The 14599-nt window shown below is 67.3% G+C and carries 15 protein-coding genes; 6 read left to right on the top strand and 9 right to left on the bottom strand.

The features are described from left to right. Positions 1-81: 81 nt before the first annotated feature. Positions 82-1011: a 3-keto-5-aminohexanoate cleavage protein gene (locus tag HWX14_RS09170; protein ID WP_175882442.1), complete on the bottom strand. Its 930-nt coding sequence runs from the start codon at positions 1009-1011 to the stop codon at positions 82-84. Between the two features lie 61 nt (positions 1012-1072). Then, positions 1073-2026: a choline ABC transporter substrate-binding protein gene (locus tag HWX14_RS09165; protein WP_175882441.1), complete on the bottom strand. Its 954-nt coding sequence runs from the start codon at positions 2024-2026 to the stop codon at positions 1073-1075. A gap of 360 nt (positions 2027-2386) precedes the next feature. Between HWX14_RS09165 and HWX14_RS09160 the strand changes: the two genes are divergently transcribed. Further along, positions 2387-2638 carry a hypothetical protein gene (locus HWX14_RS09160; RefSeq protein WP_175882366.1) on the top strand — a complete coding sequence of 84 codons (252 nt, stop codon included), beginning with the start codon at positions 2387-2389 and terminating at the stop codon, positions 2636-2638. A gap of 148 nt (positions 2639-2786) precedes the next feature. Here the strand turns inward: HWX14_RS09160 and HWX14_RS09155 are convergent, their stop codons facing one another. The 7 genes from HWX14_RS09155 to HWX14_RS09125 are packed head-to-tail and all read right to left on the bottom strand — an operon-like array spanning position 2787 to position 8286. Continuing rightward, positions 2787-4292 carry an aldehyde dehydrogenase family protein gene (locus tag HWX14_RS09155; protein WP_175882440.1) on the bottom strand — a complete coding sequence of 502 codons (1506 nt, stop codon included), beginning with the start codon at positions 4290-4292 and terminating at the stop codon, positions 2787-2789. A gap of 33 nt (positions 4293-4325) precedes the next feature. Beyond that, the gene (locus HWX14_RS09150) at positions 4326-4793 is read right to left on the bottom strand and encodes a cytochrome c (RefSeq protein ID WP_244130185.1); all 468 of its coding nucleotides are present in this window, start codon (positions 4791-4793) and stop codon (positions 4326-4328) included. Between the two features lie 59 nt (positions 4794-4852). Then, positions 4853-5353 (bottom strand): cytochrome c, encoded by a 501-nt coding sequence (locus tag HWX14_RS09145; RefSeq protein ID WP_175882438.1) that lies wholly within the window; start codon positions 5351-5353, stop codon positions 4853-4855. Continuing rightward, entirely contained in the window at positions 5350-5895 is a 546-nt protein-coding gene (locus tag HWX14_RS09140; protein WP_175882437.1) for a methylamine dehydrogenase light chain, read from the bottom strand. The genes HWX14_RS09145 and HWX14_RS09140 overlap by 4 nt, the downstream gene beginning before the upstream one ends. 39 nt (positions 5896-5934) lie before the next feature. Then, entirely contained in the window at positions 5935-6570 is a 636-nt protein-coding gene (gene mauD / locus HWX14_RS09135) for a methylamine dehydrogenase accessory protein MauD (protein ID WP_175882436.1), read from the bottom strand. Then, positions 6567-7121: a MauE/DoxX family redox-associated membrane protein gene (locus HWX14_RS09130; RefSeq protein WP_175882435.1), complete on the bottom strand. Its 555-nt coding sequence runs from the start codon at positions 7119-7121 to the stop codon at positions 6567-6569. The genes mauD and HWX14_RS09130 overlap by 4 nt, the downstream gene beginning before the upstream one ends. 7 nt (positions 7122-7128) lie before the next feature. After that, a complete protein-coding gene (locus tag HWX14_RS09125; RefSeq protein WP_175882434.1) occupies positions 7129-8286 on the bottom strand; it encodes an amine dehydrogenase large subunit in 1158 nt (385 codons plus the stop codon). Between the two features lie 240 nt (positions 8287-8526). Between HWX14_RS09125 and HWX14_RS09120 the strand changes: the two genes are divergently transcribed. From HWX14_RS09120 to HWX14_RS09100, 5 genes are all read left to right on the top strand, one after another. Next, entirely contained in the window at positions 8527-9489 is a 963-nt protein-coding gene (locus HWX14_RS09120; RefSeq protein WP_175882433.1) for a helix-turn-helix domain-containing protein, read from the top strand. Between the two features lie 136 nt (positions 9490-9625). After that, positions 9626-10570, top strand: a complete 945-nt coding sequence (locus HWX14_RS09115; protein ID WP_006480675.1) for a GlxA family transcriptional regulator — start codon at positions 9626-9628, stop codon at positions 10568-10570. A 480-nt stretch (positions 10571-11050) separates the two neighbouring features. After that, on the top strand, positions 11051-12763 hold the full coding sequence (locus HWX14_RS09110; protein WP_175882432.1) for a M36 family metallopeptidase: 1713 nt from the start codon (positions 11051-11053) through the stop codon (positions 12761-12763). 79 nt (positions 12764-12842) lie between these two features. Continuing rightward, positions 12843-14096, top strand: a complete 1254-nt coding sequence (locus HWX14_RS09105) for a M20/M25/M40 family metallo-hydrolase (RefSeq protein WP_175882431.1) — start codon at positions 12843-12845, stop codon at positions 14094-14096. A gap of 132 nt (positions 14097-14228) precedes the next feature. Then, complete coding sequence (locus tag HWX14_RS09100) at positions 14229-14597, top strand: YbjQ family protein (RefSeq protein WP_175882430.1); 369 nt, start codon at positions 14229-14231, stop codon at positions 14595-14597. The last annotated feature ends 2 nt before the right edge of the window (positions 14598-14599 follow it).

Genomic DNA, 14599 nt, shown 5'->3' with positions numbered 1-14599 from the left:
TCCTTCGAATCAGGGGAAATCGGTGGGTGGCCGCGCGTGGATGCAGGCCACCCCGTCATGTCAGTCAGTTGGTGAAACAGCTCACGCGAATTCGGCGAGCGCGCGGCGTTCGAGCAGACGTTCGCCGCGCGCCGGCAAGCCGAGCTTGCGGCGGCCTTCGGCCGGCGTCAGCACGCGGCCGCCGAGGCGTTCGACGATCTCTCTCGCGCGCTCGACGAGCGTGCCGTTGGTCGCATGCACGCCGCGGTCGAGCCAGATGTTGTCTTCGAGGCCCACGCGCACGTGGCCGCCGAGCAGCATCGCCTGCGCGACCATCGGCATCTGCATGCGGCCGATCCCGAAGCCGGCCCAATGCGCGCCCGGCGGCAGGTTGTCGACCATCGCCTTCATCGTGCCCGTATCGGCCGGCGCGCCCCACGGAATGCCGAGGCACAGCTGGAACAGCGGCGGATCGTCGAGCAGCCCTTCCTTCAGCAACTGCTTCGCGAACCACAGATGGCCCGTATCGAAGATCTCCAGTTCCGGCTTCACGCCGAGTTCCTGGATGCGTTTCGCACCGGCGCGCAACTGCGCGGGCGTCGACACGTAGATGTAGTCGCCGTCGCCGAAATTCAGCGTGCCGCAGTCGAGCGTGCAGATCTCCGGCAACAGTTCCTCGACGTGCGCGAGGCGCGTGAGGCCGCCGACGAGATCGGTGCCCTTGCCGAAACGCATCGGGTCCTCGCCCGGGCCGATCTCGAGATCGCCGCCCATGCCGGCCGTCAGGTTGATGATCACGTCGACGTCGGCCGAGCGGATGCGGTCGACCACTTCGCGATACAGGTTCGGGTCGCGGCTGCCGCGCCCCGTCTGCGGATCGCGCACGTGGCAGTGGGCGACCGTCGCGCCGGCCTTCGCGGCTTCGATCGCGGCCGCCGCGATCTCCTTCGGCGTGACCGGAATCGCCGGATGCTTGCCGACCGTATCGCCCGCGCCGGTGACCGCGCAGGTGATGATGACTTCGTGATTCATGCTGGATGCCTCGCTTGATTCGGGTTGTGTCGCATTGCTGATAGCGTATGGGCGCCGGCCATCACAGGCCGAGATACGCCTTCACGGCGGGCAGGCCGTCCTTGCCGTCGAACGTCTTGACGCCCGCGAGCCACGGGTCGAGCACCTGCGGGTTCTTCTTCAGGTACGCCTTCGCGGCATCGGCCGGCTTGGTCTTGTTCATCACCGTCTGCATCAGCTGGTTCTCGAGCTGCGTCGAGAAGCGCAGGTTCGTCACGAGCTTGCCCGCGTTCGGGCAGCGCGCGATGAAGTCGGGTGCGGTGAGCGTGTACACGCGCGCTTCGCCGTAGTTCGGGCCGAACGCCGCGTCGCCGCCGGACAGGTAGTTCATGCTGAGCTGGATGTTCATCGGATGCGGCTCCCAGCCGAGGAACACGACCCACTTCTTGTCGCGGACCGCGCGCTCGACCGTCACCAGCATCCCGGCTTCGCTCGATTCGACGAGCTTGAAGCCGCCGAGCCCGTACTGGTTCGTGTCGATCATCTTCTGGATCGTCGCGTTCGCGCTGCTGCCCGGCTCGATCCCGTAGATCTTGCCGTCGAGTTCCGCGCGATGTTTCGCGATGTCGTCGAAGGTCTTCAGGCCGGCCTGGTATGCGTAGCTCGGCACCGCGAGCGTCGCCTTCGCGCCGGACAGGTTCGGCGGCTCGACGACGTTGATCGACTTGCTGTCGAGGAACGGCTGCAGCTGCTTCTGCTGCACGGGCCACCAGTAGCCGAGCGACACGTCGAGCTGCTTGCTCTTGAGACCGGCGAACGAGATCGGCACCGACGCGATCGTCGTGGTCGGCTTGTAGCCGAGCGCCTCGAACACGGTCGACGCGAGCGCCGTGGTCGACGTGATGTCGGTCCAGCCGATATCCGCGAAACGCACGGTGCGGCAGGTCGCGGCCTCCGTCTCGGCCAGCGCGGCTTGCGTGAACGCGCCGGTCGCCAGCACGGCCGCGGCTAGCGCGGCGATCTTCGTCGACTTCATGGTTCGATTTCTCCCGGTTGGTCTCGCGGCAGCCGGTGCGCGGAATGTGCGCCGGCCTGCATCGTGGGAGTAAAAGTAACGAGCCATATTCGCCGCGAGAAGACCGGCGGCGACCTGTTCTTGCCTGTTTGCGACTATGAGTGGAAACCACTAGGTTTCGTGCGAGGCTTGACGGACGGGAGTTTGGGGGTTTTCTGCGGGCTTTCTGGATTGCCCGGATGCGGCGCGAATCTTTCGATTCCGCCATGGTCTTGCTGACGGATTTCCGACACGTAGCCGGGCGCCGTGGACCGGCCCTATGCTGGAAACCGCCGGGCGATCGCGCGCTGCCCGCCAGTTGCCGTGCCGCCCTGGGCCCCAATGTTGCGCGTCATTCAAACGGATGGAGACGGACACGGTCGGCTGTCGCGATGCTCGCCTCCGGTTTCTCCGGTCAGGAGCAATATGATTCTTGCCGCTTTCTTTGTCGTCGCCCTTGTCGCCATCATCGCGGTCATGCACCGCGGCGTGACGCACGGTGCGGATGCGAAACTTCGCGCGCAATTCGATGCGGAGGCGCCGCGCGGCGATGCGGCGCGCCGGTTGATGCGCGACGCGGGGTACAACGTCTGATCGGCATGCTTGGCATCGCGCAGTATTCGGCGAGCGCAATCCTCATTGCCAGCGCGGTGTGCCTCGTTCTCGGGGTGGTGCCGATCCGCGCGTGACGGCGGCGCGTGCGTCGCCGATACGCCGCCCACGCACGCACTCGCCGCCGCACTCACGCGTAGTTCATCATCACCGACTTGCTTTCCGTGTACTGGTCGATCACCGCGCGGCCGAGTTCGCGGCCGAAGCCCGACTGCTTCATCCCGCCGAACGGCAATGCGTTGTCGAGCAGCGAGTGGCAGTTGACCCACACGGTGCCCGCTGCAATACGCGGAATCAGCTTGTGGATCGCCGCAAGATCGTTCGACCAGATGCTCGCGCCGAGCCCGTACGGCGTGTCGTTCGCGAGCTGCACCGCCGTATCGATCTCGTCGAACGGCATCGCGACGAGCACCGGCCCGAAAATTTCCTCGCGCACCACGCGCATCGCCTGCGTCGTATCGACCAGCACCGTCGGTTCGACGAAGAAGCCGGGGCCGTCGATCGCGCGGCCGCCCGCGGCAGCACGCGCCCCCTCGCCGAAGCCCGAGTCGATGTAACCGCACACGCGCTCGCGCTGCTTCGCCGAGACGAGCGGGCCGATCTGCGTCGACGGGTCCATCCCCGGGCCGATCTTCAGGCTCGCGGCGATCTTCGCGACGCGCTCGATCACGCCGTCGAACACCTTCGAATGGATGTACGCGCGCGATCCGGCCGTGCACACCTGCCCCTGGTTGAAGAAGATCGCGTTCGCGACGCCCAGCGCGGCCTTGTCGAGGTCGACGTCGGGCAGCACGATCACCGGCGACTTGCCGCCGAGTTCCAGCGACATCCGCGTCATGTTGTCGAGCGCCGCGTGGCCGATCGTCTTGCCCGTCTGCGTCGACCCGGTGAACGCGATCCTGTCGATGCGCGGATCGCGCGACAACGCCGCGCCGGCCGTGTGACCGTAGCCGGTGACGATATTGACGACGCCGTCCGGGAACCCGGCTGCCTGGATCAGCTCGCCGAGCCGCAATGCGCTCAGCGGCGTATCCTCGGCCGGCTTCAGCACGACGGTGCAGCCGGTCGCGAGCGCCGGCGCGATTTTCCACGCGGCCATCAGCAGCGGGAAATTCCACGGAATGATCGCGCCGACCACGCCGACGGGCTCCTTGCGCGTATAGGCGAAGATCTCGCTGTCCGGCAGGTACGGCATGCCGGCATCGATCACGCTGCCTTCGATCTTCGTCGCCCAGCCGGCCATGTAGCGGAAACAGTGCGCGGCCATCGCGACGTCGAGCCCCTGCGCGACCATCACCGGCTTGCCGTTGTCGAGCGCTTCGATCTCGGCAAGCTCGCGCGCGTGGGCTTCGATCAGATCGGCGAGCACGAGCATCAGGCGCTCGCGGTCGGTGCTCTTCGCGCTGCGCCACGGGCCCGCATCGAATGCACGGCGCGCGGCGGCGACCGCCTGCTGCACGTCGCGCTCGTCCGCTTCGGGCACGCGTGCGATCACGGTGCCGTCGGCCGGGTTCACGACATCGAGCTGGCGGCCCGACGCGGCATCGCTCCACTCGGCGCCGATCAGCATCTTCTTCGGCTTCGCGAGAAACGCGCGCGTCGCATCGAGCAGCGCAAAGGTTTCGTTCGTCTCCATGTTCATGTTTTCCTGATTCGTTGAGTGAGTCGGTCAGTAGCGATCCGCGACGCCGTCGATCCCGCGCGCCTGCAATGCGCGCACGAGCCCGGCACGTTCGGTCGCGACGTCGGACAGCGCGGGACGGCGGTGCGCGGCGATTTCGGCGGCCGTATAGGGCTTGAAGTCGCGCGGCAACGCATCGCGGTTCATCGTCGTGAGCACCCAGTTCAGCACGTCGGCCAGCTCCCGATCCGACAGCGCCGAGTTCGACGCGCCGGGCACGCGCATCACGTACTCGCGCCCGGCCGGCAGATGCGTGAAATAGCCAAGCGAATTCGCGAGCGGCGGCACCTTGCCGGGAATACCGCCGCCCGTCGCCGTGTGGCAGCCCATGCAGTTGAGCACCCAGTGCTGCCGCGCGAGCGCGGCATCGGCCGCGCCGTCGGCATGCGCGGGCGCGGCGAACGCACAGGCCGCCGCAGCCGCCAGCAGCAGCCGGCACGACAATCGATGCGACATGACGCCGAGCCGCGACGACGTCGCGCACCGCGTGCCGTGCACGGACGCGCGCACGCCGTTCACCGGCCGAGCCCCTTGATCACCACCGCGCGCTGCGCATGCACGGCCGTGCCGTCCATCTGCTTCGCGCGCGCCGCACGGATATCGGCCGCGGTGAACGGCTTCGCATCGCCGTGCTGCGCGTTGAGGTCGAACACGACATAGTTCAGCACCTGCGCGATGTCGTCGTCGCTCGTGCTCGCGAACGACGGCATCTTGAAGTTGTAGCGCTTGTCGTGCACCTCGATCTCGCCGAACATGCCGTGCAGCAGCGTCGCGATCAGCTGCGCCCGCCCGGCTTCGGCCTCCGCGTACTTGCCCGGATACTCGATCAGCGGCGGCGCCAGGCCGTCCTGCCCTTTGCCGCCCGCCTGGTGACACACCGCGCACTGCGCGTCGAACAGGCTTTTTCCTGCCGGGTAATGCACGGCTTGCTGCGCACCGGCCGCACGCGGCAACGCGAAGGCCGCGACGGCCGCCATGCACGCAACGATGCCCTTTCCTGCTTGCTTCACTTTCATTGTTTTGCCGCTCCCAGCAGAACCGAAACCGAACAGTGGTAATTCGAATTACCGTTCGCCATGCACCAGTTGATGTCGTTGTTCAGCGACAGCTTGTACAGCGGCTTCTCGCGCTCGTTGCGGTTGCAGAAGCACTTGCCGCACGAGGTCTTGCCGCAGCAGTCGTTGTACGACACGATGTAGTCCGAACCGTCGTGCGGATTGCGGCAGGTGCCGATCCACGTGATCGGCGAAGGCGTCGTGCCCGGCGGGCAACTGCTCGACGTGCCGCCGCAGCAGCTGCAGAGCCAGCCGTCGATCGCGCAGTATTTCCAGTAGTCGCAGCTCGTCGGGTCGTCGCTCGCGCCGGCCGCGGCGCCGCCGGATGCGCCGGACGCCCCCGACGCCGCCTCGGCCGCATACGCGGTGCGATCGACGGGCAGCAGCGGCAGCAGCGCCGAACCCACCAGCACCTTGCCGAGCTTCGCCATCGCGCTGCGCCGCGAACTGTGCTGCGCGACGCCGCGCGCCGACCGCTCGAACCATGAATCAAACACGCCCATGTCGTCGTTCTCCAATGACGTTGAAAAAGGTTCGGCCGGTCAGGCGTGCTGCGCGTGCGCGTCGTGCACGTCGTGGCTGCGATCGCCGTGCACGAACTGCTGCAGCGACGCGACGCCGCGCTCCTTCGCCTCGAACAGGCTCTCGAGGTGCTCGCGCGTGTTGACGAGCCCCTTCGCGCGCACGGTGCCCGTTTCGTCGAGCAGCACCGCATACGGCAGCTTGCCGATCTGGTACGCGAGGCCGAGCTCCTGCGACAGCACGTACGGGAAGCGCCCGAGGTCGTGCTTCTGCGCGAAGCGCGTGTGTTCGTCGGCATCGCCGTCGCTCGCGAGCACGATGTTCACCGGCGTCGCCTCACTGGCCTGCAACGACGGCAGCAGCGGCAGCAGCTTCTTGCAGACCGGGCACGTCGACGACAGGAAGAACAGCAGCGTCGCCTTGCCCGCGGCGTCGATGCCGCCGACCTTCACGTGCGCGCCGCGAATGTCGGTCAGCTCAAACGTCGGCGCGATCGCGCCGACCGCCGGCCCCTTGTCGATCATCAGCGCGCCGGCCGGCATGATGCGTTCGTACAGGATGCCGATCTGGCGCACCAGCGCGAGGCAGATCGCGCCGAGCGCGAGGACGGCCACCCACAACAGGGCGGTGGAAACGGTGAGAGCGGTTTGCATCATGAATTCCTCAGGTGGGAAAGGCGCGGAACGTTGGCGAGCAGCACGTCGACGATGAGCAGCGCGCAGACGATCAGCAGCACGGAGAAGCACAGCGTCAGGTAGTCGAACCACACGACGGCGCGCGTGCCCGGCTCGACGAACGCGGTCGCGGCCAGCGCGACGAGCAGCAGCACGCGGCCCACATGCAGCCAGCCGATGCCGCGCGGCGCGTCCGCACGGGCGGCGGTGAAGCCGGAACAGCCGCAGTCGATGTCGGTGTGGCCGCGCAGCAGGTTGATCGCGAGGCCGGCCGCGAACGCCAGGAGCAGCGCGATCAGGCCGATCGCGCCGGCCGTTCGCGTATCGGGAAACAGCAGCGCCACGGCGGCCACGACTTCCGCGAGCGGAATCGCGAACGCGACGGGCGCGGTCAGCGCATCGGGCAGCAGCCGGTAGCCGGCGAGCGCGTGGCGGAACGCGGCAGGCCGACGCATCTTCGCGAAGGCGCCGAGCAGCACGACGACGGCCGCGCCGGCCTGCGCGCTGGTGGCGAGTACGGGATCGACGGTCATCGCGGCCTCACGGGTTGACGAGCAGCGTCGACGTATTGCCGACCTGCTTCTCGACGTGCCGCAGCGTGCCGGTGCGCGCATCCATCACGACGAGGTCGGAGGTCGCCGTCAGCCCGTAGAACAGCGGCTTGTCGTCTTCGCTGACCTGGATCGACACGAGCGGCTCGATCTTCAGTTGCGCGAGATCCCAGCGCGCGACGCGCTGCTTCGTCTTCAGGTCGTATACCCACACCTGCGTGCCGGGATCCTTGTGCGAACCGTCGGCGCCCTTGTGCATCAGCACGTAGTAGCGGTGCTGCTGCGCGTGCACGGCCGTCTGCTGCATGCCGCCCGGGCGCCAGCCTTCGGCGCGCTCGGCGTCCGTCAGCAACGACCACGGCTTGCCGAACGCCGGCTTGTCGCCGCTGAAATCGGCGCTGCGCACGTTGCCGCCGTAGGTGGTGAACAAATAATCGCCGTTGTACCGCGACGCGTTCACGAACGCCGGATCCTTGTCGACGTCGATGAACGCATCCGACATCGTGCGCTTCGTCTCCTTGCCGTTCGCGTCGAGCGTGACGGTCAGCGCCTTGCCGCTTTCGCACAGCGCGGTGAAGCGGTCGTTGCCCGACGGGTACGCGAGCACGCATGCGGCCATGTCGATCTCCGACAGCACCTGCTTCGACACGGCGTCGATCACCGTCACCGACGCGGCCGGCGTGATGTTCGCGACATACAGCCGCTTGCCGTCGGCGCTGAACGCGGTGTTGTACGGCGACGGCACGTGCTGCGCGTGCTTCGCCGGAATCACGATTTCACCCGCGTGATCGAGCGTCGTGTTGTCGATCATCTCGACGACGTCGGTGCGCGTGCCGTGCGAGCCGCGCGAGAAGTAGGTCGTCGCGACGAAGCTGGTCTTGCGGTCGGGCGAGATCGCGAGGCCGGGCGCGAAGCCGCCGTCGATCTGGCCGAGCAGCTTCTTCGCGTCGGCGTCGTACACGTAGATGCGCCCGTCGGTCATCGACGGCATCGAGATGTCGACGACATAGACCTCGTGCGGATGCCACGGCGGCATCTTCTGCACGACCAGTTCCTCGGGTTTTTCCGTCGCGTTCGCGCTGCCGGTCCATGCCGCCGCCAACGCCAGCGTCGCCGCGAGCGCCACGGTTCGTCGCCTTGTCCTCATGCCGCCTCCAGTGGGGATTCACGTTATGTGGGGCGACTGTAGTTCGACAATAAATCCCGTCAGCACCCGGACCGGCAACGCGTACGTGCCGATTCGGGATATTGGAAATGCGCGTGAAAGCCACGCTGTACCGCCCCTTCCGACCCTCTGAAACATGTACGCGGAATAGCGCTGCCCCGTATTGCGCCGACTATTCGGTCGGTTTAATCTTGCGCGGTCCGAACGATCGCCGGAGGCGCCGTGCTCGTGTTACATCAGAGGTTCGACGACGCAGACCGGCATGCCGAGGCGCTGCGCGGCTGGAATCAGCGTTACGACCAGATCGGGTCCGGCGCGTATCGCAGCGCGGTCAAACATGCGGTGTTCGACGGCGTGCAACTGTTCCAGGAAGCGGCGAACGTGCGCATCATCCAGCGCGGATGCTTGCCGCACGGCCAAACGGTGTTCGGCATGCCACTCACCGGCTCGGGCACCTTCGCGTTCGGCGATGAACGCCTCGAGCGCGGCACGATCGTGATGGCCCGCGGCGGCACACCGTTCGAACTCCATTCACCCGACGACATGTCGCTGATCGGCGTGGTCGTCGAACCCGACTTGATGCAGCAGATCGAGGATGCGGCCGACGTCCGGCTGGACGCACGCGCGCTGCGGCGCGGCGTCGTCGAGGTGCCGGTCGCCGCGCGCGACCGCGCGAGCATGCAACTCGCGACGCTGCTCGAACGCGTGCTGTCGGCGCCCGATACGTTCGACGCGGCACGCGCGCAGTGCGCGCTGCGCGCCGACGTCGGCAATGTGCTCGTCGATCTCCTCACGTACCGGATGCCCGAGCCGCCGAATCGGCTCACGCACGCCTGCCGCGCCGACATCGTGCGCCGCGTGCACGACTACGTGATCGCGCACCCGGAAGCGCCCGTCGACATCCTGAGCCTGTGCACGCAACTGCGCGTCAGCCGGCGCACGATGCAGAACAGCTTTCAGTCGGTCGTCCAGACGAGCCCGCTCAACTACACGCGCTCGCTGCGCCTCGCGCAGGTCCGGCGCCTGCTGCTCGACACGCGGCAATCCGACCTGCCGATCAGCGAGGCGGCCGCGCGCTGGGGCTTCATGCATCTCGGGCATTTCGCGAACGCGTACAAGGCCCAGTTCGGCGAATTGCCGTCGACGACGGCGCGCCGGACGGTGCATCGTGCAAAAACGCGCTGAGCGCCGGCAAAACCCGCGATAATCCCGGCTTGAACGTTCGGCGCCCGCGCGCCGCGCGCGGCCCGCTGAGCCGTGCGCAGCCCGCTCGCCACGTCGCGCGGTGCGCGACGATCACCCGCTTCCACCCCACGCCCCGATGCCCGAGGATTTCCACTTCTTGTTGCTGCCCGGCTTCTCCGCGCTCGGCTTCATGTCGGCGGTCGAGCCGTTGCGCGTCGCGAACCGCTTTCGCACCGAGCTGTATCGCTGGCACGTGATCAGCGCGGACGGCGCGCCGGTCGCCGCGAGCAACGGCATTCCGGTCGCCGCCGAAGCCGCGTGCGCGGATGTCCCGCAGGTCGATACGGTGTTCGTCGTCGCGGGCTTCGATCCGCTCGTGTGCTACACGCGCACGCTCGGCGACTGGCTGCGCCGCCAGCACCGGCATGGCGCGACGCTCGGCGGCATCGATACGGGCAGCTTCGTGCTCGCGGAAGCCGGGCTGTTCGACGCGTCGCAGCCGCTCACGCTGCACTGGGAGGCGCTGGCCGCGTTCCGCGAGCGCTATCCCGGCCTGAACGCGACGCAGGAGCTGTTCGAGATCGACGACCGGCGCATCACGTGCGCGGGCGGCACCGCGTCGATCGACATGATGCTCGACCTGATCGGCCGCCGGCACGGCGCCGATCTCGCGGCGGCGATCTCCGAGCAGTTCGTCGTCAGCCGCATCCGGCAGCGCTCGGACAGCCAGCGGCTCGAGATCGCCGCGCGCTACGGCGTGCACAACCGCAAGCTGATCCAGGTGATCGGCACGATGCAGCGGCACATGGAGAACCCGCTCGGCTCCGATGCGCTCGCGCAGGAAGTCTCGATCACGCGGCGCCAGCTCGAACGGCTGTTCAGCGCGACGCTGAACGACACGCCGACGCGCTTCTACCTGAACCTGCGCCTCGATCGCGCACGCGAGCTGCTGCAGCAGACCGACATGAGCATCACGTCGGTGTGCGTCGCGTGCGGCTTCGAATCGCCGTCGCATTTCTCGCGCACCTATCGCGCACGATTCGGGATGAGCCCGCGCAGCGACCGGCGCGCGACGCGCTGATCGTCTCGGCTTTTAATCACAATCCGGCGCGGTATTGCGCGTTCCGGCAGCGTTTCCCGCCGTTCGCTGAACAATGCCGGCGATTGGTCGACGAACCGAAGCGGTCATCGAAAATAATTTGGAATGTCGCTGAAAATATTCTGTAACATATCAAACAAAGTTAGATAGGCAGCCTAACGACACGCGTACTGCATCTCGACGCGCGTCGCGCCACGCAGGCTGCCCACCGATATCCAATATCGATCCGAGGGGTATGACATGACGATGCTCGCTTCGCCGTCGCCGCACCTGCCTGCCGTTCGCTTCTCCTCCGCTTCACCTGCCCGCTTCTTTTCGACCTGACATTTAGGGTTCCTTAGTCAGTCGACATTCCCAACACCGCTTCGCCGCACCGGTTCCATCGAACCGGCGCGCGGGCCGTGTCGTGCCTGCTCGCCACGAACGTGCGGGCGTGTCCAACCGTTGAGATGAGGATCACGTATGCAGACATCACGCAAAGCATTGCCGCTCGCCCTGGGTCTCGTGCTCGGTTTCGGCATCGTCGGCGGCACCCAGGCCGACACGAAAGTGTCGAATCCGCAGGCCGCGAGCCTGCGCGAAAGCCTGACGCGCGGCGTCGCGCCGCCGGCCGCGAAGGCCGACACGGCCGCCGGGCAGTTCCGCGCGGACGGCGTCGCCGTCACGCTGTACAACCCGGCCTATCGCGTCAAGAAGGCCGCCGCGACGCCCGCCGCCACCGCACGCGACTTCGTCGCGTCGCAAGCGGCGCAGCTCGGGCTCGACGCGGCCGCGCTCGCGAGCCTCGTCGTCACGTCGGAGCGCAACGACGCCGACTTCACCGTCGTGCGCCTGCAGCAGCAGGCCGCCGGGCTGCCCGTATACGGCAGCGACATCGCGGTGACCGTCGCGAAGGACGGCCGCATCCTGTACGTCGCGAGCAACACGATCAACGGCGTGGTCGCGACGACGCGCAAGTCGCAGGCCGTCGATCAGCAGCAGGCGCTCGACCGCGCCCGCGCGTATCTCGGCGTGAGCGGCTTCACGCATCTCGACGCGCAGCTCGTCGCGTTCGTCGACAAGGCCGGCACGCACACCGCGTGGAAGGTGCGCGGCCGCCCGCAGGACGGCCCGAAAGGCGACTGGGAACTGCTGATCGACTCGGGCAGCGGCGAAGTGCTGCGCGCCGAGGACAAGGCGTTCTACGCGACCGACGGCACCGGCTTCGTGTTCCGCCCCGATCCGCTGTCGCCGACGAAGAGCAGCTACGGCAGCACGGGCTACAAGGACGGCAACGACGCCGATTCGACCCAGCTCACGGCCGCACGCGTGCGCGTGACGCTGAAGGAGCTCGCGCAGTCGGGTGGCCGCTACACGCTGACGGGCCCGTACGCGGCGTGCGTCGATTTCGATGCGCCGCTCGACAAGGCGTGCCCGTCGCAGTCCACGCCCGCGTTCGAATTCACGCGCGGCAACCTGTATTTCGAGGCCGTGAACGTGTACTACCACATCGACACGTTCCTGCGTTACGTGAACCAGACGCTCGGCATCAAGGCGCTGCCGTACCAGTACACGGGCGGCGTACAGTACGACCCGCACGGCGAATCGGGCGACGACAATTCGTCGTATTCGTCGAGCAGCGGCCGGCTGACGTTCGGGCAAGGCGGCGTCGACGACGCGGAAGACGCGGACGTCGTGATCCACGAGCTCGGCCACGGCATCCACGACTGGGTCACCAACGGCGGCCTGTCGCAACAGGAAGGCTTGTCGGAAGGCACCGGCGACTATCTCGCGGCCGCGTACAGCCGCGACTTCAACCAGTGGAGCCCGTCGGATGCGCAGTATCACTGGGTCTACAACTGGGACGGCCACAACGAGTTCTGGGCCGGCCGCGTGACCAACTGGAACGTCGGGCGCACCTATGCGCAGGCGCGCGGCGCGGAGATCCACACGGCCGGCCAGTACTGGGCGTCGTGCAACCTCGTCGCGCGCGATGCGATCGGCGCGCAGGCGATGGACAAGGCGTTCCTGAAGGGGCTGTCGATGACCAACAGCTCGACCAACCAGAAGGCCGCCGCGCAGGCCGTGCTGACGGCCGCGTCCGCGCTCGGCTACAGCAGCGCGCAGCTCACCGCGATCGGCAACGCGTACAACAAGAGCTGCACGTACGGCGTGACCGTTCCGCAAAAGTCGTAATGCCGCAGCAGGCGGGAGCGCATCGCACGACCTGCGGCGCGCTCCCTTCATCGACATCGCCATCCCCACGAGATCGAACATGCCTACTCTGAAACCAACCCGCCTGAGCGCCGCGCTGGGCGGCATGCTGCTGGGCGCCGCCGCGCACGCGACCCCCGTCTGGATCACGCTCGGCGACACCGCGTTCCGCCAGCTTCAACGTATCGATGCGAACGCAACCACGCAGTACAGCACGACCGTCGACGCCGGCAAGACGGCCGACGGCGCCGCGCGCCGCGAAACCGTTCACGTCGTCGAGATCGACGATTCGCGGCTGGGCGAGCTGGCCCACGCCGTCCACCACACGCGCGGCCACGGGCCCGGCTACGTCGTGCACGATTCGTTCGCCGACGCGCGGCAGGCGCTGCAGCCGTTGCCGGCGACGCTCGCGAAACAGGCCGCCGCGCCCGCGTATACGGTGTCGAACGTGCCGCAGATCGGCACGTGGGTCCAGCAACTGCAGGCCAGCAACATCGTCGGCACGATCACGTCGCTGTCCGGCTTCACGAACCGCTACTACACGACGTCGCACGGCGTCGCCGCGTCCGACTGGCTCGCGCTGCAGTGGAAGCAGCTCGCAGGTGCGCGCGCCGACATCACCGTCGAGCAGTTCGCGCACACGGGCTTTCCGCAGAAATCCGTGATCCTGACGATTCGCGGCAGCGATCCGGCCGCGGGCACCGTCGTGCTCGGCGGCCATCTCGATTCGACCGTCGGCCGCACGACGGAGAACACGCGCTCGCCCGGCGCCGACGACGATGCGTCGGGCATCGCCAGCCTGACCGAGGCGCTGCGCGTGCTGCTCGCGAACAACTACCGGCCGAAACGGACCATCAAGTTCGTCGGGTATGCGGCCGAGGAAGCCGGTCTGCTCGGCTCGAAGGCGATCGCGAAGCAGTTCCGCACGCAGAATGCGAACGTGGTCGGCGTGCTGCAGCTCGACATGACGAACTACAAGGGCGATCCGAAGGATATCTACCTGATCACCGACTACACGAACGCCGCGCAGAACACCTACGTGACGAACCTGGCGAAGACCTATCTGCCGGAGCTCGCGATCGGCACGTCGCAATGCGGCTATGCGTGCTCGGATCACGCGTCGTGGAATGCGCAGGGGTATCCGGCATCGTTCCCGTTCGAGGCCGACCAGAACGACAGCCCGTATATCCACACGGTGAACGACACGCTGGAAAACTCGGATCGGCAGGCGAACCACGCGCTGAAGTTCGGCAAGCTGGCGCTCGCCTATGCGGTCGATCTCGGCGGCATTGCCGGCGCGACGGTCAAGCGCTGAGCGTTCGTCGCCGGGCGGTTGTCGCGTTCGGCAACGAAACGGGCGTTCACCCGCATGGGTGCGCCCGTTCGAATGCCTTTTGTCCGTCCGGCTAGAATCGTCGTTCGACCACTCGCCACAGACTCGAACACCATGACCGAACCCACCCGCTCCATCGACGACCTGTCGCCCGATCGCGTCACGACCGCCTTCGATCTGCCCGGTCATACAACCGTCCGCTCGCTGGGCGTCGCACAGGGCATCATCGTGCGCTCGCGCTCGATCGTCGGCTCGTTCGGCGCGTCGCTGCAGACGATCTTCGGCGGCAACATCACGCTCTATACGTCGCTGTGCGAAAAGGCGCGCCAGCACGCGTTCGACAAGATGCTCGACGATGCGCGCAAGCTTGGCGCGAACGCGATCGTCGCGATGCGCTACGACTCGACCGAGATCGGCTCGGGCGTCACGGAAGTCATCTGCTACGGCACGGCCGTGCAGGTCGCGCGCGACGCCGGCGTCTGAGC

The organism is Burkholderia sp. BCC0044, from assembly GCF_902832955.1.
Lineage (GTDB): Bacteria > Pseudomonadota > Gammaproteobacteria > Burkholderiales > Burkholderiaceae > Burkholderia.
The sequence above is the reverse complement of the archived record's forward strand: the minus strand, read 5'-3'. Positions and strand labels throughout refer to the sequence as shown.